General features: G+C 38.4%; 23 protein-coding genes. 18 read left to right on the top strand and 5 right to left on the bottom strand.

All coding sequences use genetic code 11. The features are described from left to right. Nucleotides 1–156 precede the first annotated feature (156 nt). The 4 genes from AC13CS_RS17930 to AC13CS_RS17915 form a co-directional block, all read right to left on the bottom strand. Nucleotides 157–987: an abortive infection system antitoxin AbiGi family protein gene (locus tag AC13CS_RS17930; protein ID WP_293167300.1), complete on the bottom strand. Its 831-nt coding sequence runs from the start codon at nucleotides 985–987 to the stop codon at nucleotides 157–159. 630 nt (nucleotides 988–1,617) lie between these two features. Next, nucleotides 1,618–1,965 (bottom strand): hypothetical protein, encoded by a 348-nt coding sequence (locus tag AC13CS_RS17925; RefSeq protein WP_293167299.1) that lies wholly within the window; start codon nucleotides 1,963–1,965, stop codon nucleotides 1,618–1,620. Beyond that, nucleotides 1,962–2,318 carry a hypothetical protein gene (locus tag AC13CS_RS17920; RefSeq protein ID WP_482889096.1) on the bottom strand — a complete coding sequence of 119 codons (357 nt, stop codon included), beginning with the start codon at nucleotides 2,316–2,318 and terminating at the stop codon, nucleotides 1,962–1,964. The genes AC13CS_RS17925 and AC13CS_RS17920 overlap by 4 nt, the downstream gene beginning before the upstream one ends. 10 nt (nucleotides 2,319–2,328) lie before the next feature. Then, a complete protein-coding gene (locus AC13CS_RS17915) occupies nucleotides 2,329–3,540 on the bottom strand; it encodes a HEPN domain-containing protein (protein WP_482889095.1) in 1,212 nt (403 codons plus the stop codon). Nucleotides 3,541–3,684: 144 nt separating this feature from the next. Between AC13CS_RS17915 and AC13CS_RS17910 the strand changes: the two genes are divergently transcribed. The 11 genes from AC13CS_RS17910 to AC13CS_RS17860 all read left to right on the top strand — a co-directional run bounded on the left by AC13CS_RS17910 (nucleotide 3,685) and on the right by AC13CS_RS17860 (nucleotide 10,808). Continuing rightward, nucleotides 3,685–4,092: a helix-turn-helix domain-containing protein gene (locus AC13CS_RS17910; RefSeq protein ID WP_482889093.1), complete on the top strand. Its 408-nt coding sequence runs from the start codon at nucleotides 3,685–3,687 to the stop codon at nucleotides 4,090–4,092. Nucleotides 4,093–4,315: 223 nt separating this feature from the next. Further along, nucleotides 4,316–4,987 (top strand): recombinase family protein, encoded by a 672-nt coding sequence (locus tag AC13CS_RS17905; RefSeq protein ID WP_482889092.1) that lies wholly within the window; start codon nucleotides 4,316–4,318, stop codon nucleotides 4,985–4,987. Between the two features lie 56 nt (nucleotides 4,988–5,043). Further along, a complete protein-coding gene (locus AC13CS_RS17900) occupies nucleotides 5,044–5,928 on the top strand; it encodes a hypothetical protein (protein ID WP_482889091.1) in 885 nt (294 codons plus the stop codon). 79 nt (nucleotides 5,929–6,007) lie between these two features. Further along, nucleotides 6,008–6,595 (top strand): hypothetical protein, encoded by a 588-nt coding sequence (locus AC13CS_RS17895; protein ID WP_482889090.1) that lies wholly within the window; start codon nucleotides 6,008–6,010, stop codon nucleotides 6,593–6,595. A 70-nt stretch (nucleotides 6,596–6,665) separates the two neighbouring features. Then, entirely contained in the window at nucleotides 6,666–7,148 is a 483-nt protein-coding gene (locus AC13CS_RS17890; protein ID WP_482889089.1) for a hypothetical protein, read from the top strand. A 320-nt stretch (nucleotides 7,149–7,468) separates the two neighbouring features. After that, nucleotides 7,469–7,957 carry a hypothetical protein gene (locus AC13CS_RS17885; RefSeq protein ID WP_482889088.1) on the top strand — a complete coding sequence of 163 codons (489 nt, stop codon included), beginning with the start codon at nucleotides 7,469–7,471 and terminating at the stop codon, nucleotides 7,955–7,957. 40 nt (nucleotides 7,958–7,997) lie between these two features. Beyond that, on the top strand, nucleotides 7,998–8,612 hold the full coding sequence (locus tag AC13CS_RS17880; protein ID WP_482889087.1) for a hypothetical protein: 615 nt from the start codon (nucleotides 7,998–8,000) through the stop codon (nucleotides 8,610–8,612). A 77-nt stretch (nucleotides 8,613–8,689) separates the two neighbouring features. Then, nucleotides 8,690–9,166: an SRPBCC family protein gene (locus tag AC13CS_RS17875; protein ID WP_482889086.1), complete on the top strand. Its 477-nt coding sequence runs from the start codon at nucleotides 8,690–8,692 to the stop codon at nucleotides 9,164–9,166. 39 nt (nucleotides 9,167–9,205) lie between these two features. Further along, a complete protein-coding gene (locus AC13CS_RS17870) occupies nucleotides 9,206–9,661 on the top strand; it encodes a DUF2750 domain-containing protein (protein WP_482889085.1) in 456 nt (151 codons plus the stop codon). A 33-nt stretch (nucleotides 9,662–9,694) separates the two neighbouring features. Continuing rightward, a complete protein-coding gene (locus AC13CS_RS17865) occupies nucleotides 9,695–10,066 on the top strand; it encodes a hypothetical protein (RefSeq protein WP_482889083.1) in 372 nt (123 codons plus the stop codon). 67 nt (nucleotides 10,067–10,133) lie between these two features. After that, entirely contained in the window at nucleotides 10,134–10,808 is a 675-nt protein-coding gene (locus AC13CS_RS17860) for a hypothetical protein (protein ID WP_482889082.1), read from the top strand. Nucleotides 10,809–11,587: 779 nt separating this feature from the next. Here AC13CS_RS17860 and AC13CS_RS17855 read toward each other — a convergent pair. Next, on the bottom strand, nucleotides 11,588–12,922 hold the full coding sequence (locus AC13CS_RS17855; protein WP_482889081.1) for a tyrosine-type recombinase/integrase: 1,335 nt from the start codon (nucleotides 12,920–12,922) through the stop codon (nucleotides 11,588–11,590). Nucleotides 12,923–13,319: 397 nt separating this feature from the next. Here AC13CS_RS17855 and AC13CS_RS17850 point away from each other — a divergent pair, with 397 nt between their 5' ends. The 7 genes from AC13CS_RS17850 to AC13CS_RS17820 all read left to right on the top strand — a co-directional run bounded on the left by AC13CS_RS17850 (nucleotide 13,320) and on the right by AC13CS_RS17820 (nucleotide 26,035). After that, entirely contained in the window at nucleotides 13,320–14,840 is a 1,521-nt protein-coding gene (locus AC13CS_RS17850) for a helix-turn-helix domain-containing protein (protein ID WP_293165303.1), read from the top strand. A gap of 75 nt (nucleotides 14,841–14,915) precedes the next feature. Beyond that, nucleotides 14,916–15,398: a helix-turn-helix domain-containing protein gene (locus tag AC13CS_RS17845; protein ID WP_293165305.1), complete on the top strand. Its 483-nt coding sequence runs from the start codon at nucleotides 14,916–14,918 to the stop codon at nucleotides 15,396–15,398. Nucleotides 15,399–15,769: 371 nt separating this feature from the next. Next, on the top strand, nucleotides 15,770–19,012 hold the full coding sequence (locus tag AC13CS_RS17840; RefSeq protein WP_482889080.1) for a SusC/RagA family TonB-linked outer membrane protein: 3,243 nt from the start codon (nucleotides 15,770–15,772) through the stop codon (nucleotides 19,010–19,012). 30 nt (nucleotides 19,013–19,042) lie between these two features. Beyond that, entirely contained in the window at nucleotides 19,043–20,758 is a 1,716-nt protein-coding gene (locus AC13CS_RS17835) for a SusD/RagB family nutrient-binding outer membrane lipoprotein (protein WP_482889079.1), read from the top strand. Nucleotides 20,759–20,781: 23 nt separating this feature from the next. After that, nucleotides 20,782–21,582 carry a hypothetical protein gene (locus AC13CS_RS17830; RefSeq protein WP_482889078.1) on the top strand — a complete coding sequence of 267 codons (801 nt, stop codon included), beginning with the start codon at nucleotides 20,782–20,784 and terminating at the stop codon, nucleotides 21,580–21,582. A 322-nt stretch (nucleotides 21,583–21,904) separates the two neighbouring features. After that, nucleotides 21,905–23,122 carry an MFS transporter gene (locus AC13CS_RS17825; RefSeq protein WP_482889077.1) on the top strand — a complete coding sequence of 406 codons (1,218 nt, stop codon included), beginning with the start codon at nucleotides 21,905–21,907 and terminating at the stop codon, nucleotides 23,120–23,122. Between the two features lie 117 nt (nucleotides 23,123–23,239). Further along, complete coding sequence (locus AC13CS_RS17820; protein ID WP_482889075.1) at nucleotides 23,240–26,035, top strand: helix-turn-helix and ligand-binding sensor domain-containing protein; 2,796 nt, start codon at nucleotides 23,240–23,242, stop codon at nucleotides 26,033–26,035. The last annotated feature ends 47 nt before the right edge of the window (nucleotides 26,036–26,082 follow it).

Genomic DNA, 26,082 nt, shown 5'->3' with positions numbered 1-26,082 from the left:
CACTATACGGTTCAAGTGCAGACCTTAAATAACCCATCCTAAAACAGACCAATACCCATAGAAGACTGACCGACAGAGAACCGGTTCAGTCAACACGGCGTTCATGCTGGGTCGTACCGACCACACGAACGCTAGTTATTGGCAGCAGGTTTTATTTTAAAAGTCGTTAAATATTAGGTCATCTTTGATTATCATCAATTTTCCAGATAGAATAGAGTTAATGACATTTTCTTCTCCGAATTTTGATTTTAATGTGTTCAGTACTCTTTTCGCCTGTTTTTCATTCTGGATTATTACGTATCTTAAATATTCAATTTTTGAAATATCTAAAATGTGATTTGGCAAGTGAGGTTTTTTTCTAAAGACCTTTTTTTCTAATTGCTCAAATTCGGTATCTTCTTTAGTGATTAATCTTTTTTCATTTTCTAAAGTCGGAACATATCGCCATTCTCTTTCCTGATAGGTAACTATTTCCTGACCTTTATATTTTGTTTTCCAATTTTTAAAAAACTGAATTGTTGGTACAGTTACCTTATTTATGTTTTTTATTAATTCATCATATTTTGTATAATCGGTTTCATCTTCTTGATTATTTAGTTTAGCATCCAAGACATTTTTGAACATCTTCTTTGACAGATTGAATAGCTGAATTTGATTAATTTTTGAGTGTAAATTTTTAAAAGGTGTTTTTTCGTGGGTGTAAATTACAGGTGAAATTGAATTTTCTAAAGCCCAATCAAGGCTTAATCCGATTCCATATTTACCGTATCTCATATATAAGTCAACATCGCGAAGTGGTATATTGCAAAAACTTACCATTGGAATGTAATAATCCGTTTCATTAATTATTTCTTTACAATAAGAAGGTGCAAATCCAGTTTTTAAAATTTTAATAAGAATTTCAAAATTGTCTAAATAATGGAAAATGTGATTAATCTTTTTCTGATTAAACTTTGATTCAATTATTTCTTTTCTTTCTTTTTTCATCTAGTTGATGTCCGACTTGCTGCTAACTTATTTATATGTTGAACTTAATGGCATATACTACCAAAATGGTTGGCTATGCCCAAGTTTTTAAATTTAAAATAAAGCATAGTTTTAACTAGGCTATCTGTAAATTTGAGGGGATTGTGTTAAATGTAAGAATTTTCAATAACTTGGAAAATGTGGAATTCCGTAAAAGGTTCAATAGTTTCATCGAATGGATGATTTATTTAAATTCCAAAGTTGGATTGCTTTCTTTTTTGTTTTGCGCAGCAAAAGAAAAATGTAAAGCAAGAGGATAGCACGCTAACGCGGTGCTATTGATTCGTTTTCCTTCGGAAAAGCCCAATTTTACGGTGTTTTTTGAGAATATTGATTATTGGTAATTACATCATTTTTGGTGAAAAAATGCTCTCAGCCCAGTAAAATCAATGAATTTTTGATGAAAAAATGATTGTTCGTTGTTTGAATTAAGTGTTGATTTGCCCCTTACTTTTGACCATCTGAAATTTATGGATTGATGCTGTTTTTAGCGTAAAAATGCGTTCAGCCCAATAAAATCAAGGATTTTTTAGCGTAAAAATCAAAAATCAGTTGCTTATTTAGGGCGAAAATGCTTTTGTCATTTCTAAATCATTCCTCTTTTTTGGCTTTCTTTTCTTCCCTGTAAAATAGGTTCAAATGGTCCATAAGGGCCTCTTCTCCGACTGGCATTAAACGATTGGCAATGGTCATCGCCTGATGGATAAATTCCTCTTCGTTCCTGTCCATTACATCGTCCGAACCAAGATCGGGATTTATTGCCCTCATGGAAAGGTATAGCAATGCACGAACAGTCAACAATAGATCGGCATGTCCATCAACATAGAAAAATGTGGGTTGGAACTTGTCCTTGAACCATGGATGGGGAACCAAGGTAGGGGAATGGTCATTTGAGTGAAGTCTCAAATCCTTTATTAGTTTTTCTTCGTTTGGGTTCATGGATTTTTTTTGTTTTCAAGTTCCGACAGCTTTTCGTCCAGTTTGTCCATAAAGTACAATTGGCTATCCGGAAGGATGCTTAATACCAGTTCCAATACTTGGATAACACTATCTTCTTTTGATGCATTTTGGTTGGCAGGAAACAACATCATTCCCTCCCCATCAAGGGCAAACACGCAAACCTCCAAAAGACTGATGATCTGTGTCAAAAGATGGTTGTTGTCCCTGACCTCGAAGGATACATAGTTTCCCTTGGGGTCGATGGACTTATTGTTTCCCAACAGTCCAGAAAGATTATTCCTGAGCTGTTGGATCTCTTCCAAGGTCTTTAACCTTTGCTTCTTTGATTTCATGTGAATGGATTTATTGGATTGTGGTTGTCTGTTGTTCCGATAGCAGTTTTCTGACCTTGTCCAAGAATTCCATTTCATCATGGGGTATCAGATCCAGTATATATCCGAGAACCCCACTAATATTGCTGTGGGGTTGGGGAACGGAACGTGTCGAGAAATTTTCGTTTTCCAAAGCTGTGATACATACCTTGATCAGGTCGGAGATCATAAAAGAGTTTTCACAGTATCCCTTGGTAATGAGTTCTATGCTATAGAGTCCCTTTTCGGGGAGATAGGGCTTCAAGGCATGGAAATGCATTTTTTCCAGTTCCTTCAATTGATCAACAAAAGATGCGTCATTATTTTTCCCTACGTTCTCGGTTACTTTCGGGAATGCTTTCTCAAAATCCTTTCCGATTCCCTCTATCCGGTCTTTACACTGATCAAGGTGCCTATGGAAAATAGAATCAACCTCTTGGATGAAATCCTTCATCTGTGACTGGACGGTCTTGGTCTGCACTTTTGTGATCTCAAACTCATTGCCATAACGGGCAACACTATATGCATGTTCCAATAGGAGCAAGAGTTCATTGTTTTCCATACTAGAAGACTTCTTAAAAGGTTGGAGGGTGGGAAAGAAATGTTTGCAATAGTTTATATGGCTGATGATGCTGTGGGTCACCATGCTCCTTCCTATGCACATCTGCTCGATGAACCGGAACGAAAGTTCAAAGGCCTGGTGCATGTTGAAAGTGGCAATGGCATAATCCCCTTCCTTGATCAAGATTTCCGCAGTATTGGCAAATGCATTTACTTTTGCCAATTCCGTTTTATGATATCGAATGGCCCTTTTGATAAGGGTCTCGTATGCCATTGTGGAATAATCCATGATATTCTCTCCTTGTAAACGAGCAAAAACAGTCTCTCCCAGACAGCAATGTTCCAAGAAAAAGAGCGATCCCCTTTCAAGGCCTGTTTCAGGTTGGTTTTCTGTGTAAACCCTTATCCTGAAATCGGGATGCTTCTTTCCTTTTTTTGTTATAAGGGAGCGAATCTCATTGGGAAGCGGGTCATTGTTGACATCCACAAAAAGAGTAAGGAAATAATATTCGGTATTGCCCTCCTTCTGCTTTTTGGACAAAAAGGCACTGTCAATGGTTATGATGTTCAGGATGCTTTCAAGCAATTCGGACAGCTCTTCCGTTTTTTCAAAGTTTTCCGGTAAGTTTGTGTCATGTTTCATGAGTTTGCGGTTTAAAGGGTTCGAGAATCACTGACCATATTAAGGCCATGTTCCCAAGTACCCCACCATGGGCACTTGTATTTTATTGAAACTGTTTTGTATTTTACAATCGGATTATTGTGGGAAACACCCTATATTTGAGATATGCAGACAAAGACCAAGAACAACCATATAGGTAGAAAGATCAGTAGGATCAGGGAACTCCGTGGAATGAAACAGGAGACTCTTGCCGAAGAACTCGGCATTAGCCAACAGGCCGTTTCGAACATTGAGAATAGCGAAAAGGTAGATGATGCCAAGCTGGAAGAGATAGCCAAGGCCTTAGGAGTTACCAAAGAAGGTATTGAAAATTTTTCTGAGGAATCCATATTTCATAATATCAACAACTTTAATGATAATAGTGTAAATAATGGGCCTCTAAATAATTTCCATTGCACGTTCAATCCATTGGACAAACTGGTGGAAGCATATGAGGAAAACAAAAAGCTTTACGAACGTCTTGTTCAAGCAGAAAAGGACAAAGTTTCTTATCTGGAAAAGTTGATGAAATAGAGATATTCTTCCTCGCTCAGTAGTATTAGTTTTGGTAAGATTTGGGCTTGCAGCACTCCACTTCGTTCCGTTCGCCCTTATTCCGATTTCCATTTCAATACCAGTGTTTTTAAGGTACCGTTTTATTGAACTTTTAGAGTGAAACGAGTCTGCTGGTTCTAAAGAGTTTACTTTTTCCGTACACTTAAATAGTTTACCTTATATACCCTTTATTACCTCTAAGATGAAGTTTGGATATGCAAGAGTAAGCACAAAATCACAGAAACATGATTTACAGGTGGATGCCTTTCTAAAGGAAGGAATCCTCTCCAAGAATATCTATGCCGATATTTCATCTGGAGCAAAAGCGGAAAGAAAGGGACTCGATGAACTTTTATCCATACTAAGGGAAGGAGATACACTTGTGGTTTGGAAACTGGACCGAATCGCCAGAAGTCTTTCACACTTGACCAAACTTATTGAGGACTTTGAGAAAAAAGGAATCCACTTCAAAAGCATTCAGGAGAATTTCATTGATACGACATCCCCACACGGCAGGTTTATCTTCAATCTATTCGCTTCGGTTGCCCAATTGGAAAGGGACATTATCATTGAGCGAACAAGGGCTGGGCTGGAAAGCTCAAGAAGGCGTGGCTTGAAAATTGGTAGAAAGCCCGGTCTTAGCAATAAGGCATTGCACAAAGCCATGTTGGCAGAACGATACTACAGGGACAACAAACTGAGCATTGAAGAAATTATGAAACTCATTGATGTTGGCTCGAAAAAGACCCTCTATAAATATCTGGCATACCAAGGCAGAAGAAAGTGCATTGAATGTGGAAATCTGTTTTGGGACAAGAAACAGGACGTGGACAATGCACATTGCAAAAAACATAAAGAGAAAATCAAAAAGTAAAAATAGCTTGAGTTGTAAGAATAATATGTATTTTAAAGTTCTGTAAGTACTTAACCATGCAAAAAAGAAGATTGACTTTACCACTTTTTTTGTTTTGTATTCTTTTCGTTTCTGGCCAAGAATCGGAATCTAGAGATTGGAATTATGATAATTTCGAGTCTAAATTCCTTGACTACGAACCCACACAGAAGGAAGGTGTATCCGATAAGAATTTTTCGTTTGGAGAGATGATCATAACAAACACAAAAAGACAACTCGAAAGTGACAATAATAAATTCAATGCAGCCGATTACCTGAATATCACCACTGCTCTGTATGCCTTAAACGAAAAAAAAGAGACCTGGGAGATTTCTTTGAAAAAAATGAGTCAATCTGAGAAGGGTTGTGAGTATTTGACAGCCTATAAGAAGGATGTGAATTTTTACAAGGATTCCAAAGAACTATATGATTCATTGATCAAGAATTGCGGGGCTTTGCCAAAAGAAGACTCCAAATTTGACTTTTCCGACTATGTTGACAAAAATCATTTGAACATAAAACTTGTTTCTACAATAAAGAAAATTGGTGAAGACGACCAAAAGTATCGGAAATTAAGAAACATGGAAAAACAATATCCGCTTGATATCCAGAATCAAATATTGATTGACTCTCTTTTCCAAGTCAACCAAACTTACATAGGAAAATCATTGGTAGGTGATAAGTATGATGCTGTAATGTGGGCCGTAATCCAACATTCAAATTTGGAAATGATGGAAAGGTATTTACCCGTTATCCAAAAAGCGGTTGAAGAAAATGAGCTTACTCAAACTCCATTTAAAATGCTGATTGACCGAATTTATTCGTTCAAATATGGCTATCAAATATTCGGAAGTCAGGTAGGTGTGGACTTAGCGGACAAGAAAGAACAAATGGAAGTAGCTAAAAAATATGGAATTAAATAAACTAAAAACAGTCTCAGGTTCAAATAAACAATTATCAATAATATTGATAAATAAGTTGTGCAACGTTTAAACCATATTGATGAAGGAAATACTGACTCTTTTACTTTTAGCAAACCTATATTTTGCAAGCGGTCAACGTAGTGAATTTATTTATCCCGAAGGGACTTATACCACCTTTGAGGACTTTATAAATAAGAAACCAAGTATCGAAAATTCAATTTCTGCGAAACAGGGTAAAAATGTTATCATCACAACATTCAGAATTAAAGATGGTGATGGGAATAAAATAAAAGATGCGTTTGCCGTATCAGATGGACAATATGTTTATGTACGGTCAAATGCCATGTTAAATCATCTCACAAATTCTGAATTCAACAAACCTAATGTGACAAATAAGGATTATAGCATCGCAAGTTTAGTTAACAAAGACTATCTCTATTTCGAAGTTTTTTTTCAAAACAAATCTGTTAGGACTTGGGGAATTGGAAAGGTCTATCTGGCTGGAATCATCTATGACAATTCCAATCATAAGTTCACATTTTTAGATACAATAAAAGACTTGGAAGCTGTATTGGGGGAACAGGAAGCTAATAATGATAAAAATTACAGAGTTAATGGACAAAATATTGAACTTGCACGGAAAGCCGTTTCTATATTATTCAATTAATATTTAAAACGTCTCAAAACAAAGGTGCTGAGTTAGCCAAAGTTCAAATAAACGATTCAGTTAAACTCCAATGAACGAAAACGAAGATTACTTTAGGATTTCCAAAAATGGAAGCGTTCATACCCTGAGTGACCGAATTCCATTTAGATGGAAAGAGCTGATAATTTGGACTTCGGCTTCGTTCCTTATTTTGATTTATTTTTTAGGGTTATTGGTTGGAATTTGGGTAGCCATTCTGACATTAATGGGCTATACGTTTTATCGATTCGCAGCTAGTATATATTACTCAGTGTTGGAAATAGATGAACAAAGTGGAAAAATGACTCGGAAGATGAAATTTCTCGACAGAGTACAAAAGGAGGAATTGATAACAGACAAGTTTGACCCGAACCGATTTGAATTTTCTGAATTATCAAGAAGTGGGAAATCGAAGTTCCTAATGAATTATAGAACACATAAAAACAATGAGCTGTTAGTGTTGAAAAACAGAATAGATAAAGAATTAATGGAAAAATATATTTCTGACAATTTCGATATTGGAAGAAATGTTTAAACAAAAGTTCAAATAAACGATAGATGTTTGGTTCAAGGTTTTTTAGGGCATTTTTTAATTTCATCGGAGCAGGCGCAAGATGGATTTGGGGTTCTATTTGGAGAACCCTCTTTAACAAACCAAAATATAAATGGAGAGAATATCTATATGGTCCCGATAATCCAGATTATTTTGATGAGATGGGACATAGATTAAACAATGGTTTGATTGGCATCTTGGTTTTATTCTTAATAATAATCCCAATCATAGAAATTTTATTTAGATAGCTTTATGTTTAAAATAAAGTTCAAATAAACGATTACACTAGTTAATTAAGCAGATTGAGAAAGGTTGTTTATATAATATGTTTTGTAGGGATATTGATTGGATGTGCGAAATCAAAAAAGCAAGAGCTTACACAGACCAAGAATGGGAAATTAATGGTTTATAATTTGGATCAATTGATTAGGAACAATGAATGTGAAATAGTCAGAATAGAAAATGACAGTTCAGTTCTATTCAAGTATAATAATCTAATTGACTCCACTAAAAGCCTTGAATTTTCTTATCGGAAAGCTGATGGTGTGATTCTTTTTGGGCCTGATAAATTCGTAAAGGTAGAAGATGATGTTTTGGTTGAAGAGTTAAATTTTGATCGGTATGAATTGATCGAACCATATCCTGATGGTATGGGTCCAGTGATTTTTAATTTTGAATATGGTGTAGTGGCATTTAACAATGGATGGGGTATGGAATTTCATTTATTAACCGATAAAAAAATGGATGAGCTTAAATTTCCTTTAACCTACAAGATGGAACAAAAACAATAATAAAGTTCAAATAAACGATGAAAGCAAGCTGTAAGAAAATATGAACTACTCAAAAGAAATTCTAGACGGACTTGGAAGAGGGTTGAATGAAGCAGAGCTATTAGGTTCGGAATTTGATTTCGAAAGAGAACTTTTAGCTTGTACTTTCAATCCAATAGTGGTTGATATAAACGGAAGAATTCCAGTAGACAGAAGAATTCAGCTGATTTTAAAAAACGTAAAGAGAATCGTAAGTTCATTGCGCAATAGTGATTGGTATGACGATAGGCAACAAGCTGAAACATTTGAATTGTCCGAATTGCTATCCGTTGTAAATAGCTTTGGAGGATTACCTATTTACGGTTGGGAATTTTTTAATTGCAGAGAAGATGGTTTTAAAAGATGGGAAGACAGATTAAGTTTTGACTGGAGAAATCAACAATTTAATGGAAAGGAAAATACGTTTGACTTTTTTCAAGAGGGACATGAAAGGCATTTAGATATTCGAGTATGGTTTGAGGAAATTCATTTATTTGATTCAAATGGCAAAAAAATAGAATTTAAAAGTTTTATGGATGCATCTGACAGAGGTTGGAGGGCATTGAATTCGAACCCAGAAGTCTCTAAACATTACGGAATTCAATTTATTGACAAGGACGCAAAACCTGATATATAGAATAGGAAAAAGGCCAGCAGATATAATTGGCTATAACTTAATATTGAATGATTTAATAACAAAGTTTAAAAAAAACGATGCCGAAGATTGAATTGAAAACTGAAATTAAAGCTGATAAGGAAATAGTTTTTGATTTATCGAGAAGTATCGATTTGCATAAGATATCAACCGAACATACTAAGGAAGATGCAATTGCAGGGAAAGTTTCTGGACTTATCGGTGATGGTGAATGGGTGACTTGGAGAGCCCAACATTTTGGAATTTACCAGACACTAACATCTAAAATTATTGAATTTGAAAGACCAGATTACTTTGTCGATGTAATGGTGAAAGGAGCATTTAAAAGCTTTAGGCACCAGCATTACTTTAAAGACCTTGAATATGGCACATTGATGATTGACTATTTTGAATATCAATCTCCTGTTGGAATTTTAGGAAATCTTGCTGATAGTTTGTTTTTAAAAAAATACATGAAGACATTGCTTGAAAAACGCAATCAAACTATAAAGGAGTTTGCCGAATCAGAAATGTGGAAGCAAGTACTGAAGAAATAAAAGTTCAAATAAACGATTCATCTAAACCATTTTCGAAAAATGTCTCAAGATTATATCACCGTTAAAAATCGACATGAAAAGTTTATCAAGGATGTAAGTGAAACAGAAACGGTTTATGCATTGAAAAACAAAACGGGATTTGCAACATCTAGCTCTATACATTATGAAGATGAAGATGGTAACCCAATTGGGTTGATTTGTTTTTGGTCAGAAAGTGCAAGAGCCAAATCTTGCATAAAGGATGGCTGGAAAGAATATGAGTTAGCGGAAATAACACTAGTCGAGTTTATGGAAAATTGGTGTGTTGGAATGGAAAATGATGGACTTTTACTAGGCACTCAATTTGACAATAACATGTTTGGATTTGAGGCTGAACCATATGAATTGATACTGGACTTAGTAGATGAATTGAAGTCTCTTGGAAAGGATTTAGGCTTCAGGAAATTTAGCGGTATTCAGGATTTAGAGAAACAAGTGAAGGCCGTACTTGAATAAAAGTTCAAATAAACGATTGTCACCAATTAGTTAATGGATAAATTTAAGGAAAATTCTTTTTGGAAAAAGTTCACTTTTGGGCTTTTGGCAATTGCAATTATTGGAGGTTCTACCTATCATTTAATAAAGGACTACAGTGTAAAGACTAATAAAAAACATGTAATTGGAAAAATAACGAATTTCCAATTTATTAATATGACCCGTTATTCGATTGACTACGAATATATTGTGGAAAATAAAAAATATGGTGGTACAGTTGGGGTTGAATATTTTGATTGCTATAAGAACAAAGATTGTTTGGGATATGAGATTGATGTCTACTATTCTTCAAAAAATCCAAAATTCTCACAGGTCGACTTAAGGAAATATGAAAAATTTAAAACAACGGTTTATCTTATAAAATAACTCTTTGCAATAAAGAAAATAGTGAAAACAAAGTTCAAATAAACGATATAAACAAGTTGGTGAACACATGAACTGTAAGTACATCTTATTATCGATATTTTCATTGACTTTGTCACAGTTTCCTTGTAATGGTCAAACCGCTGATTTAGAAAAATTTGAAAGTGTCCTAGGGCCTGAAAAGAGCAAGGTTCTAACCCAGCTAGTGGAGGATTTCGAAAACAGGTTCTTGCCAACTTATTACCCCAACAGCAATCTAACGGAAGGTTATTTAGCATTTATGGAACAAATGGCAAAACGCAATTTCCCCAAGAGAGAAGAACTTATTCTAAAAGAAAACGAGAAAAAATATAGGGATAGCAGGCTAATAAATGAAAAGTACCTATTCATTGATTCCGTTTGGCTTGATAAAAAAGGAATCAAATCGGTGTGGACTTTTACCGATTCAAGTGGAGAAAATCATACTGAAGAAAGCTTTCGGCCATTAAACAAAGATGAGTACCAAGTTAAAGATTCAATTCTTGAAATAGAGAAAAAAATCTTTAGATTCAACTCTTATAGTGATTATACAAAAGCCCTTGAGGCTGTTAAAGATGAAAGCCCGTTCATAGCAACCTATTTTACTTTGGTAACGCAATTTGGATTGGTGGGTAGTTCAGTTCTATTTCCCATAATCAAGGAAGACAACCTTGACATTAATGGACCAGTAGAAAGACGTGTATTAGTTCTGGATATGATTTATTAAATAGACGGCTTATGGAAATCTTACATTTATAAAAGTTCAAATAAACGATGCAAAAGTTGCGGGCTTTTTCACAGTCCATGGTATATGTCTCTGTAAGCTCCCCTTATTTCTCCTACATTCTTACCTAACCCAATGATGACAAGGGTTTTCAAGCTAGGTCAGATGTTTTTTTAACTTACCTATCTTACCTTTTAGGTAGGTTAGGTAACCTTTAGGTAAGATGGAAGTTATATATCCTACCTAAGGTTTTGCCCCATGACCATTGGCTTTATTCTGCTTTAGATAACTAGGTAGGTATATTCTTCTTTCTTTGCAAATTCCATTTCCCATGGGCTACCCCAAAAGAGCGGTCGGGACAAATAGCCGTACACCTGTCCTTTGGGGTGCTTTATCTTTTGATTTATTTGTTCCTTTCGCTCTGCGTTCCGTTTCCAACGAAATTTTGATGATTTGATGACAAACCTCTCGGAGACCCTATAAATACTGATTGTTCCCCCGTCATCATTTTGTCATCGTTTCATCATTTTTGTTTTTTTCTTCATTGTTCCTGTCATCATTTTTTATTTTGATGACAGAATGATGACAAAGTGATGACAGCCTAATCTCTTATAAACACTGGGCTAAGATCAATCTGTCATCAAATCATCAAATTTTTGGCATGTAATTTTATTTTTTCCTTCAGTGCATCATCCATCTAACCATACTATATGTAAAAAAGCCAATTTTGTCCCAACGGCAAAAAGGGGTACAGAATCGAGCTCCCAACTTTGGCCTGGACACTAAAAATTTATCACACTGTCCAAAGCTTCGTCCGCCTCCTTATGGATAAAATTTGCTTGATAGTTCAAGGTAGTCTTTAAATCGCTATGGCGATAGAGTTTTTGAAGCATCAAGGGATGAATCTTGTCACCCGCAATATTCCCAAAACTGTGACGTGCAATATGATTGGAAAGAGGTTTGTCGATATCACAGAGCTCAGCGATTCGCCTGAGATATTTATTACATAGTTTTGTTGCATTTCTTGTTTTCACAAAAACAGCTTTGGTGTCCTTGGGATTGACATCCTTTAGAAAGGGAAAAACATAGCCATTATTTAACTCTTTGTCATTCGTATATAAATCCAAAATGACCTGCGCTTTATCCGGGATTTTTAAGCTTACCGGTTTAGAGTTTTTGTTCATTACATAGAATAGACGATTGTCTTTGAAATCGCTCCATTTTATCTGTACAATATCCGAAATACGGATGCCGGCAAAATAGAAAGCCGTTAACCAGACATTCCGGGTATGCCAAATAGAAGTTCCATGGTCCAACTCCAATTGCTCGATGCTTTGAACTTCTTTGATAGTCAGACCGATTTTATGCCCTGAACCAATCCTTATTTTTTCCTTATCACCAGCAAAGGGGTAATATTTGGATGGAACTATCCCGTCTTTTATAGCCACATTGAACAAGGTACGGATAAAGATAAGTTGATTGGTTATGGTTCGTTCTTTATGTTCCAGATAAATAGCGCAAAAATCCTTGAACTTTTCAATAAAACGCTCATTGATATCTATAAATCTAAGTGATGGTCTGTTTTTGAAATAACGCACCGAATCATAAAAGTCGGTTTTCGATTTGCGTCCATCACTGATGCGTTTCTTTCTTCGGCTTTTAATGCCCTCAATGATCTCATGCTTATTCAACGAACGTTTAAGGTGTAAAAATTCATCTATATTAAAAAGAATTGACATTTCGGCCTTGGCAACAGATATGGTTCCCCTATCATATTTATCCTTTATACGTTCGGCAGCTAACACAAAAAATGGTTTTATCCCCTCTACTCCCTTCAACTTTTGCTTAGCCTGTTTTGGAGTTAGGCTTTCCTCCTTCAAATCAAAATAAATATCGTTGGCCTCAATCAACTTTTTCATCAGAAAGTTGTTCAACTTTTTATAATTGGGGTGTGATCTTTTGACCCTGCTAACTGTCTTATCCCAATCTTTTTCAAGAATGTACTGGCCCAAAAATCGGTAGCTTGTTCTATAATTATCACTTATCCGCAATGCAAGTGGTGCAGAACCGTCGTTTCTTTCCTTATTTTTCCGTCGAACAATCTTAATGCTGGCCATAATTCTTCTTTTTAATCCTTAATAAAAGTACAACTTTAAACAAAAAAAGGGGTACAGAATAGGTACAGAATAAATTGATATTAAATGGATTCATTTGGTTTTATTTAACATTTAAAATAATGTAAATAGTTTATTTTCAATTGTTTAAGTATTTATTGGTTGGTATTTTATCAAGCTCATAACCCGAAGGTCGCTGGTTCGAGTCCAGTCCCCGCTACTAGAAGTAAAAAAGCCGAGAAGATTTTCTCGGCTTTTTTTGTATTCTCACCTCAGTCCCTCAGTTTATATAGCTTTCTAGGGGTAAACTTTTATCGGGGCTTACCTACTTTAATAGTTTGTTAACGTTTTTAACACAGTATTTTCATAAATTGTTAATACTAATTCATCATCAATCAAAATGAGACAATCTACCAACTATATTGTCTTACTGTTTCTATGGCTAAACCTCATGTTTGCCTATGGCCTTACCCTTAACAGCGGTTATGGTGGTTTTCCTGCACCCACAGCAGAAACCTTTAAAGACTCCCTCGATTGGGCAGACTACTATTTTAATATTCACCGGTTTAAGGAAGCAGTACCCCTCTATAAAAAAAATCTTGATGTAACCGATAAGGAACAAAAAATTCACATCTTAAAAAAGTTAGCGCTTAGTCAGGCAGCATTGAAGAAACCAGAAGAATCAATTGGATATATATACGATTATTTCAAAATAGATTTTCAGCCCACTTTTTTATTGCACGAGGATTTTGACCACATCAGGAACAATGAGGATTTCATCAAACTATCAGGAACCGTATTACCAAAATTCACAGGTTGGTCAATTTTTTACTTTTTTGTTTCCCTAATTGGCTTTTATGTCACCTTTATTTTATTGATCAACAAAAAAATTGACAAACAGGCGAGAATTCTGATTGCCATTTTTGTCTTTATCCATTCGCTTTTCATTTTAAATATATGCATCAACCAGACCAATTATGTGTTCGAGTTTCCACACACCTATCTCATGTCAACTTGGTCTTCCTTTTTATATGGCCCCTTACTTTTCCTATATTTTAAGCGCGTTTCAAAGTCAACGAATCTTAAAAAAAACGACCTATGGCATTTTTTGCCCACATTGGTTTTAACTGTATATCTAATTTTTACAGTTTATGGTTTTTCAGGATCAGAAAAAGTGAACCAAATGCTGCAAAGGTTGCAAGAAGGGTTAAACCCAGGGGATTCTACCAAATTATTGTTGATGGTCGTTCTCAAAGCAACTTCATTAGGGGTTTATGCATTTTTTGTACATCTGATTTTAGCCAACAACAAAATGGGACTGAGCAAAAAAACCAGAACTTGGCAAAAAAATATCTATTTTATACATGTAAGCTATGTAATGGTTTATATAATCTATGGTATATACATTAATATAGGGGTAAATAGTGGTGTATTCTATCATGCACCTATTGTTTTGATGAGCACCATGGTCTTGTATGTAGGATATGCCGCTAATGTACAACCCGATGTGTTTAGCGGTTTATATGCCTATACCAATCGGCTGTTCCCAAAATATGTAAAATCCGGTCTAACGGACAGTCTTTCACAAGAGCTCAAAAAGAACCTGACTGACCTATTTCTAAAAGATAAGCTATATCGCAAAAATGACATCAATCTTGACATGGTGGCCGAAAAACTCGACACTACCCGACACAATGCCTCGCAACTGATCAACGAACATTTTAATATGAGCTTTAGGGAGTTTGTAAATTCTTACCGTATACAAGAAGCCAAAGAACTCCTTGAAAAAGAAAATGAACTCAACATTATAGACATCGCCTACGAGGTGGGTTACAACAATAAGGTATCCTTCAACAAAGCTTTCAAAAAAGACACCCATCTCACTCCCAGCGAATACCTCAACCACTTAAAACAGGGGTAAACTCTTATCGGGAACACCTAAAAACAGGGGTTTTATTGCTAACTAGTGGTCATCAATCAAAAATCATCAATCATTATGAAACGACTACTAAAACAACTCGTTTTTAAGTACATTGGGCAGAAGGAGCTGACCTCCGGCCCATTAAACAGTCATGAAAAGTACAAGAAGTCCGGACTTACGGAAGAAGAAGCCCTTGCTATTCGAGGGAAAATTAAAAGGGCCTTTGAGGAGGACAAGATTTACAGGAACAACACCATTTGTCTTGACGAACTTTCGGAACACATTCAAGACAATAGGTACAAGGTGTCCCAAGTAATCAATACTTACTTCTCCAAAAACTTTTATTCCTTTTTGAACGAATACAGAATAAAAGAAGCCAAACATCTTCTGGTATCGGACCCCACTTTAAGTGTAAAGGCCATTATGTACGAAGTAGGTTTCAACAGCAAGAACAGCTTTTACGGTGCCTTTAAAAAAGTAACAGGGCTTAGCCCCAACGATTACAGATCTGTTGCCACTACTGTGGATTTCAATCAAAACAACATACAGATGGCGTAGCAGAACCCATTAAATCGTTCAGAGTTATTCGCAAAAACCTCTTGGATTTCCAAGAGGTTTTTTCACATCCCATTATCAAATTGTTATCAAATCCATTTTTATGTGTTAAAAACGGTACTTCCCCATGGGCACCCTTGCTTTTCAGGTTCTTGCCGTTTAAAAAGTACCTACTCCACGACACTTATAAGTTGATTTGTTATGCAATTGTAAAGGTAGGGCGGTGAGAGGCTCTGCTTCTTAAAAAGACAAAATCCATTAAGTTTTGTTCACTTCCCAGAAGTATTATTTGAATTAGCTATCATTTTCCCAGTGCCGTCCACCTTTCTCAGTTGCCCTAACTCATTTCAAATTACTAACAAAACTTTATTCGTATGAAAGTAAAGAAACTGTTTGGAGCACTGGTGGCCATGTGTCTATCGATAGTATTTGCCCATGCTCAAGAAAAAACGGTCACCGGAACGGTCACCGACCAAGAAGGGGTACCCTTGCCCGGTGTTAACATTGTTGTTAAGGGAATTGTTCGAGGCACACAGTCCGATTTTGATGGCAATTATGCTATTGAAGCCAGTGAAGGAGATATTCTTGTATTCTCCTATTTGGGACAAAGAACGCAAGAAAGAAGTATTGGTGCAGGGAGTACCATTAACGTACAAATGGCCGAAGATGCATCCCAACTTGAAGAAGTAGTGGTAACCGCTCAAGGTATTGTTCGAGAGAAACGATCCCTAGGATACTCCGTAACCACTGTGGAATCCGACAAAGTGGAATCCAGACCGGAGGCCGACGTTGCCCGTGTATTGAACGGAAAAGTCGCCGGGGTCAACATTACATCCAATAATGGAATGTCCGGTTCAGGCACCAACATTATTATCCGTGGATATTCCTCAGCAACACAATCCAACCAACCGTTGTTTATTGTGGACGGCATCCCTTTTGATTCTGGCACCAACACACAGACCAACTTTTTGGATGGAAACACCGAATCCAGTCGATTTTTAGACCTTGATCCGAACAATATAGAAAGTGTAAGTGTATTAAAAGGGTTGAGTGCAACCGTATTGTACGGTAACCGAGGTAGAAATGGTGTGATTTTAATTACCACCAAAGGTGCCGCCACAGGTGACACCCCCTCAAAAACCGAAGTTTCCGTTACACAGTCGGTATTTATGTCGAATGCAGTGCTCCCAAAATTCCAAGATAATTACGGAAGTGGGTTTCACCAAGGTTTCGGATTTTTCTTCAGTAACTGGGGACCTCGTTTTGATCGTACAGATGATGATGGCATAGCCACGGCAGCACAATATATTCGTACTGGTCCAAACGGAGTTGCATTGACGCAACACCCATTCAACTATATTGCCGACCCTACTCTGATTGCAGGTTATGAAGACCTTTTGGACGACGAATATCCTTATAAACCCTACAATGGCGTCGAAGAATTCTTCAGGACCGGTTATGTGTACAGTACATCCGTTAATGTTCGCGGAGGTTCGGAAAAAGTAAACTTTAATGCCAATTACGGTCGCACAGAAGATATTGGGGTTACTCCCGGGAACAGATTATTGCGCAACAACTTTAGTTTGGGAGGCAATGCTACTTTGTCCAACAACTTTACCGTTTCGGGTGTTTTCAATTTTGCAAGGACAGGATATAAATCACCTCCAAATGCAGTAAGTACCGGTAGTGGGGCCGCCTTTAACGGTTCTGCCATTTTTGGGGATGTGCTTTATACCCCAAGGAGTGTCGATTTAACCAACATTCCGTTCCAAGCAGCAGATGGCAGAAGTTTATACTACCGTTCAGGAAACGATATCCAAAACCCATATTGGACCGTGGCCAACTCAAAAACCTCTCAGGAAACCGACCGTTTTACAGGAAATGTTTCCATGAGCTACGCCATCAACGATTGGATGAACCTCACCTATCGTGTTGGTTTGGATACCTACACCGAGTTAAACTCCTATGGACAAAACAAAGGTGGAGTAGATGGGCCAACCTTGGGTATTTTAAGGACATCATCAGTAAGAAACTCCATTTGGAACCATGATTTGATTCTAAGTGCTGAAAAAAGTCTTTCCGAAGATGTAAACCTTACCGCAACTTTGGGTGCCAATAGCCGTAGGGATACCTATGCACAAGATGGTATTGAAAGCCAAGGACAATTGGTGTTTGGAGTGCTCGAACACTACAACTTTACCACCCCATCATCTGTTAACTCTTTCTCTGGAGCTAATTTGAATCAAAATTTTGAGGAAAACCTAGTTGGAGTTTATTTAGATGCTACCCTCTCATATAAGGATTTGCTCTACCTCAATGTGGTAGGAAGAAACGATTGGTCCTCAACATTGGAAAGGGAAAACAACTCCTTGTTCTATCCAGGAGCCAGTTTATCCTTTATTCCAACAACCGCATTCCCTGCACTGCAAGGAAACGTACTGAACTATGCCAAACTTAGAGTGGGCTATGGTTCCTCCGCAGGTTTCCCTACCCCATTTAATACACGGGATGTCCTCACCTTGGGCGCAAGGACCTTTGTAGATTTCAATGGCAATGTAGTATCAGGAAACACAGTTTCGGATGTTTTGGGGAACAGGAATTTATCACCAGAGAGAGTTCAAGAACTGGAAATAGGTTTGGACACTCGGTTGTTCAACAGCCTCAATTTTAATGTGAGCTTGTACCAAAAATCAACTACCGACCTGATTACCAACCGTACTTTGGACAGTTCCACAGGTTTCCGTTCCACTTTTGTTAACATTGGTGAGGTAGAGACCAAAGGTGTCGAGATTGATTACGACCTTAATCTATTAAGGGAAAGTGAAGCTGGAATAGGATTTAATCTAGCTGGAAACTTTACTGCCAACGAAACCATTGTTACCGATTTGGCCGAAGGTACCAACAACATCCTATTGACGTTTGCCGTAGCCGGCGAAGCAGCCAACTACGCCGTGGAAGGCAGACCCTTTGGTGTTTTGCTCGGGAGCACCATTCTAAAAGATGACAATGGCAACAAAGTTGTAGGCCCAAATGGTCGCTATTTGGTGGACAACAACATTACTGAAATAGGTGATCCCAATCCAGATTGGACCACTGCGCTGATTCCAACAATAACATTCAAAAACTTCACCCTATCGGCCAACTTACAGTATCGCCATGGCGGTGATGTTTACTCTGTAACCACTGCAGGATTGATCGGTCGTGGTGTGGTTGATCTGGATGATCCGATCCACAGGGAATCCAATTATATTTTGCCTGGAGTTTTTGCTGATGGCACACCCAATAATGTTGCCATTTCGTCCACAGAATTTGGATTCAACACCCTTTTTGCCGGTGGCATCAACGAAGCAAATATTTTTGATGGCACCACTATCCGTGTCCAAGAAGCATCATTAGGGTATTCTATTCCTAAGAAAATGTTGGATAAAACGCCTTTTGGAAGTTTATCCTTTACACTATCTGGTACCAACTTATGGTACAAAGCGGTAAACTTCCCAGATAATGTTCGTTACGATACCAACTCATCAAGTACCGGTGTGGGCAACGGGCAAGGAATTGATTTCTTCACAGGCCCTTCCACCAGAAGGTATGGTCTTACCGTAAGAGCATCATTTTAAAAGCAGCTAACTAGAATCAAAAAATATATTATGAAAAAAATATCAAATATACTAAGTCTCGTAATCGCTGCACTGACAGTTATGTTGGGCTGTGAGACCACATCCTTGGATGTTGTGGAGAGTCCGAATGCATTAAACCCTTCGCAGGCGAGCGTCGATTTCTTTCTAAATCAAATACAACTGATGACCGCGCAAATCCATTCCGGTGAAGAGGGGCGCGCCGAAAACGGCCTCAGTCAATTTGGAATGGAACCGGTAAGAATGCAACACGGGTTTGGCCCAACGTATCGTGAAAGTTATGATCCATCGGATTTTGATAGGGTCTGGGACAATGTTTACGCAAGGGCATTGATCGATATCAGAACCATGAACCCCTTGGCAGAAGACGCTGGCCAGTTCACCCATCTTGCCATTGGGCAAATTTTGGAAGCCTACATCATGATGTCCATGGTGGATTTCTTTGGAGATGTACCCTATTCGGAAGCAGTATCTGGCGGTGAAGGTATTCTGAACCCCTCTGTGGATTCAGGAGCTTCCATTTACCAAGCGGCAGACCAACTTTTAGTCGATGCCATTGCCAACCTGAATAAAGATGAGACGTCTTTACCCTCCAATGACCTTTTTTACGACGGCAACGAAAGTCAATGGAAAAAAGTCGCCAATACCATGCGATTGAAGCTATACCTGCAAACACGTTTGGCCAGTGCCGATGGGTTTGGGGCATCTGTTTCCACCTCGCGCATCAACGAGTTGATCAGTGGAAACCAGTTGATTTTGGATCCTTCCGATGATTTCTTGTTCCAATGGGGCACCAACAATGCCTCCCCAGATAGTAGACATCCTTATTTTGATGCCAACTACGATGGCGCAGGGCCAAGTTCGGATTTTTATACCTGTAACTATTATATGGACCTGATGGCCAATCAGTATAGTGACCCAGACCCAAGAATACGGTACTACTTTTACCGACAACAATCAGATTATTCAGGTGCCGATGTTGTTACCAAAGAATGTGTTACGGAAATATCCTTGCCCGCTTGGTGGGATCCTTCACAACCCTATTGCTTAGTGCCCGCAACCAATGGTTTAAGCGGATATTGGGGAAGAAACCACTTGGATGATGATGGTATTCCACCAGATGACGCCTTTAGAACACTACATGGTACATACCCTGTTGGCGGACCGTTTGATGATGACTCATTTAGAAATGTGTCCGGTTCCGGAGCTATAAATGAAGGTTTGGTAGGAGCCGGTATTTCACCCATTCTAATGTCCTCCTACACCTATTTTATGTTGGCCGAAGCAGCGTTGACATTGAACACCACTGGAAATGCTCGGGATTACTTGGAAACAGGAATCAGACAGTCCATAGGCACCGTGGTTGACTTTGGAGCATCTTTGGCAAGTGGCACGGGATACGAACCCACCTCAACGGCCATCGACGATCATGTAGCGGAAATATTGGCCAATTTTGATGCCGGGGATGATACGGACAAACTTCGCATTATTGTAGAGCAATACTTTATAGCATTGTGGTGCAACGGAATAGAGGCTTATAACACCTACAGAAGAACCGGTCAACCGGACAACCTAACTCCTGCTTTTACCACCAACGACCCGGGACCGTTCCTAAGATCTATGTGGTATTCGCAGACCGCAGCGGACAGCAATACGAACATTACACAGAAAAGTGCCCCTAGCACTCCTGTGTTTTGGGACACCAACCCAGACGGATTCGTTGATTGATTTAAAACTAAAAAACAATACAGATGAAAAGTAATTTTAAATATATATTCGGTCTTGTTCTCCTGATCTTGGGAATTGTAGCCTGCGAGGACAACGACAAAAATCCGATCAATGTTTTTGAACTGGAAGATTCAGCAGCTCCTTATGTTAGGATTTTGTTGGATGAAACCATTGTTGCGAAAGGCGATTTGGCCAATTCCACCTTTTCTGGTACCGTTGACGACCCTAGCGACAATGTAGCTTCGTGGGATTTAAGCGTAACCCTGGAATCGGGCGGAGTCTCCACCGATACAGTACCTCTGGCAACAATAACGGAATTTCCAAGTGACATTTCCATTCCATATACCGATATCGCTAGTGCCTTGGGCATAACCGTTGATGATATTTCGGGAGGTGACTTTATCCGGTTTTTAGGAAAATCCACTGGAGTTGATGGTACGGAAACCACTGCAGAAAACTATAGTGCCACCGTTACCGGGCAGCCAGAGCAGTTACAGGCCTTTAATTTTATAGTACTGGTCAAATGTTCCCCAATTTCCGGAACCACGGTTCCCGGGACTTGGGTGATCGATATGCAGGACCTTTATGGCGATGGATGGGACGGTGCCTTTGTTACTTTTGAAATTGATGGCGTAACGACGGATTATACCTTTACCGGAGGTGATGCAGCAACTTTCAATGTGGATGTACCAGAAGGAACAAGCTCATTGGTAATTTCCTATACCAGCGGCGCTTTCGAAGAAGAACATGTTTACACTATTGAAACACCGGATGGCGAAGTACTGGGACCTTTTGGGCCCAACCCGTCACCCTGTATCAATTGATCTTTACATATTGTTCAAAAAAAGTCCCGACCTAAATGGATCGGGACTTTTGTTTTTGGAACAAATAGGTTCTACTAAATCGGGAATGGTACTTGTAGTTGAGGATTTCCGCAAAAAATAATCCATCCACGTAATTTTAGCGTATATAAAAAGTAATCCTCATAACAGCCTTGAACCCAAAATATCTTTTCAAAAGTATTTGTTTCATTTTTTGAATGTATTTGAATTAGTCCAATCCTCAAGGCTGTTTTTCTTCCTCAGGTAATTCAAAATAGAATTAAGTAAAAATCCTTGCAACTTCTTCCTGCAATAGGACTTACCTTTGCGCTTTAAGAAAATAAGCTTGGACAACACTTCTCGATCAACCAACAAAAAAGCACTTTTATCTCTTGCCATAGGCGGTTTTGGTATAGGCCTAACGGAATTCGTGATTATGGGAATTCTTCCCAACATTGCTGAATCCATGGAAATTTCCATACCTAAAGCAGGACATTTTATCGCCATCTACGCCTTGGGCGTGGTAATCGGTGCCCCTGTAATGGCTCGGATCACAAACAACTTAAACCCTAAAAAAACTTTGTTGTTCCTGATGTTGTGGTTTACGGTTTTCAATACCTTATCCGCATTTTCCGGCAACTATTGGGTCATGATGCTCTTTCGGTTTTTATCCGGAATGCCGCATGGTGCTTTTTTTGGTATAGGTGCCGTAGTATCGGGATATTTGGCCAAACCGGGCAAAGCGGCCCAAGCCATGGCCATTATGTTTTCCGGATTGACCATTGCCAATATTTTAGGAGTTCCTTTGGGTACCTATATTGGACAGGAATTACATTGGAGCTATTCGTTTATGCTGGTGGGCATTGCAGGTATTGCCACTTTATCCAGCCTTTATTTTTGGATGCCCAAAGAGGACTTGGAAGAAAAGGTTGATGACCAACACGCCAAAAGCGCATCACCGGGTTTAAAAAACAAAAAACTATGGGCCTTGATCGCTTTGACCACTGTGGGAACCGGTGGTTTTTTTGCTTGGTACAGCTACATTGCCCCTTTAGTGATCTCTGTAACAAAACTGCCCGAAGCAAACGTAGGATACGTGATGATCGTAGCTGGGCTGGGAATGTTTTTTGGCAATTTTTTGGGAGCAAGGATGGTAGAAACATTCAACCCCGTAAAATCGGTGGTCATTAGCATGCTGTCCATGACGATCATCTTGATCCTCAACGCGCTTTTTGCCAGTAATGGCATTGCCATATTTGTCTTAAGCTTTTTTGTTGGGGTCATTACGTTTACCATTGCAGCACCTATCCAAATTGCAATAATAAAAGCCGCGAAGGGTGCAGAAAAATTAGGTTCTTCCATGAACCAAAGCGCTTTTAACATGGGAAATGCCTCGGGTGCCTATTTTGGTGGACTGCCCATGGTTTTTGGTCTCGGGGTTAACTATGCCAGTGTTGTGGGAGGTATTTTGGCTTGCATTGGAGCCTGTATCGGAATTGCAATCCTTTATATGGATAAACTTTCCAAAAAGAATAAAGGATAAAAAAATTCTTGCTGAAATAACACTTTGGAACAAAACCATTAAGCATCTAAAAAGAGCTCTAGTTTTATACTTAACTTTATCTTTATAAGTTTCGATGCATATTTAAAATAGTTCGGTTTGAAGCCCCACATTTTTTATTTTCTGTTGTTCTTTTGCTTCACCCTGGTGGGTCAAGAACTGCCGCCTATCCGAAATTATACCCCAAAAGAATACATCGGGGAGTTTCAGAATTGGGGAATAACGCAATCCCCTTCAAAAAACATCTACGTGGCCAACCATACCAGCCTTATGGAGTTTGATGGGAGCAAATGGCATCAATATAAACTGCCAACCTCCCCCATAATTAGATCGGTAAAGGCAGTTGGGGATAAAATCTATACCGGCTCCTACCGTGAATTCGGCTTTTGGACAAAAATGACAAACGGTGAACTGACCTACACTTCATTATCCCAAAAAATGGAAATACCCATGGCCGAAGACGAAGAGTTCTGGGATATTTTGGTCGTGGACCAATGGATTCTTTTTCAATCCCTGGATAGAATTTATATTTATGACAGTGCAGAGGATACTTTTAAAGTTATAAATGCAAATTCGGAAAAAGCGAACCTTAGCATTGTAAACGGTGATGTTTATTTCCAAATAGCCCGGAAAGGGCTGTTTACCATTCAAAATGGGGAGCCCAAATTGGTAAGTGACAACCAAGTTTTTACAGACCAACCCATTATTGGGCTATACACCATGGGCAATGATCTTTTGGTAATTACCGAAGGTTCCCGTTTTTACAAATATAATTCAGAAGCCATCATGCCGTTGAAAACAGCTATGGATTCCATCAATGTAAAACTCTACAGCAGTATTCAACTTAAGGATGGTTCTTTTGTGCTGGGCAGCATTTCCAATGGTTTTTATCATCTTTCGCCAAACGGACAGACCATCATCCGGAACATTGACCAAGAAAAAGGGCTAAACAACAATACGGTATTAACACTTTTTGAGGATTCGGAAAATAATTTGTGGTTGGGGTTGGACAACGGTATTAGTGTCGTAAACCTTTACTCTCCCTTTAACGAATACGTGGACAAACTTGGGAACCTAGGTTTGGTTTATGCGGCCTTAAGCCACAAAGGGTACTTGTATTTGGGCACCAACCAAGGTCTGTTCTACCGCAAAACCGGTTCTGAGGATGCCTTTCGTATGATTGAAGGTACAGAAGGCCAAGTGTGGAACATTCAGCTTGTGGATTCCACTATTTTTTGTGGGCACAATAATGGTACGTTCGTTGTGGAAAATAACTTGGCTGAACTTATCTCTGATTTTCCGGGCACTTGGGGCGTAAAACCTATACAAAATCGTAAAAACTTACTTCTTCAAGGAAATTACAATGGGTTGAGTATACTCGAAAAGGTGCAAGGCTCATGGAGATTCCGAAATACCATTGATGGTTATACAATTTCCAGTCGTTTTTTTGAAATGGATTCGCTTGAGGTAGTCGTGGACCACGAAAAAAAAGGGCTATATTTTATTGAGCTGGAGCCGAACCTGAGAAAAGTTAAACAAGTTACCAATAAGGAGCGAATCGGCCACAGTTCCAATATTTTCAGTTTTCAGGATAAACTCTATTACAAGACCAATGCAGGAATCTATAATATTGATGGCGAAAACAACATCGTCCTGGACAGTACTTTGACCCAGTTGATTTTAGATGAAAATGATGGACAGGTCAGCATCATAATTCCTGAAAGTTCGGAACAACGGTTGTGGTTCTTTACCAACGATGGCATCCAGTACGTTACCCAAAGTACACTTAGCAACAAACTGAGTGCCTCCCATATTTCCATACCCAAGGACATTAGGGCCAATTTGGGAGTTTCAGGTTTTGAAAATATTTCAAAAATATCCGATTACACATACTTGATAGGAAGTTCCAACGGCTACGTGTCCTTGGACCTTACCAGATTGAAGCCCACGAACCAGCAAGTGCATATCAATTCGGTTTATTATGGGGATTACCAAGAAGTATCCTCCAAGGCATCTATTGACACAACAGGCACTTTTAAATACTCCAACAACAACGTTAGGTTGGAATTTAGCGTACCGGAATTCGATAAATACACCGAGGTAAAGTACCAGTATAAGATGGACAACGTATACGATGATTGGAGCGAATGGTCCGAAAATACGGATGCCACATTTAAAAACCTGTCTTTTGGTGATTATACCTTTACTGTAAGGGCCATGGTAGGCAGTACCATGAGCGAGAATACCTCTTCGTACAGTTTTAGCATATCCCGGCCATGGTACCTTTCCAATCTTGCACTTATCCTTTATATGTTGTCCATTGCATTGCTGTTTGTACTTGTACACAGACTTTACAACAACTATTATCAAAAAAAACAAGAGTCCCTCATAAAAAGGAATAAAAAAGAATTGGAGCGCAGGGAACTGGAAGAAAAAGAACGAATTGCCAAAATACAGACGGAAAAACTCCAAAACGAAATTGACAGTAAAAACCGCGAGTTGGCCATTTCCACGATGAGCCTGGTAAAGAAAAATAAATTCCTCTCTGCACTAAAAGCGCAACTCAGGGAAGTTCCCAGCAAGGATAAGAACATAAAATATGTAATCAAGGAAATAGACAGGAACATTAACAGCGAAGACGATTGGAAATTTTTCGAAGACGCATTCAATAATGCCGACAAAGACTTTTTAAAAAGAATAAAAGCAAAACACGACAGCCTTACCAACAACGATCTTCGCCTGTGCGCTTATTTAAGGTTAAATCTTTCCTCCAAAGAAATTGCACCATTGCTTAACATTTCTGTAAAAAGTGTGGAAATGAAACGTTACAGGCTCCGTAAAAAGTTCAACCTACCACACCACGACAACCTTATAGATTACATTTTAAACTTTTAATAAGCTCTACTTTTGCACATCATTGCCCTACAAACCTTAAAATTACC

The organism is Flagellimonas sp. B-3 (genome assembly GCF_056857835.1).
This window is presented reverse-complemented; position numbering and strand designations above follow the sequence as displayed.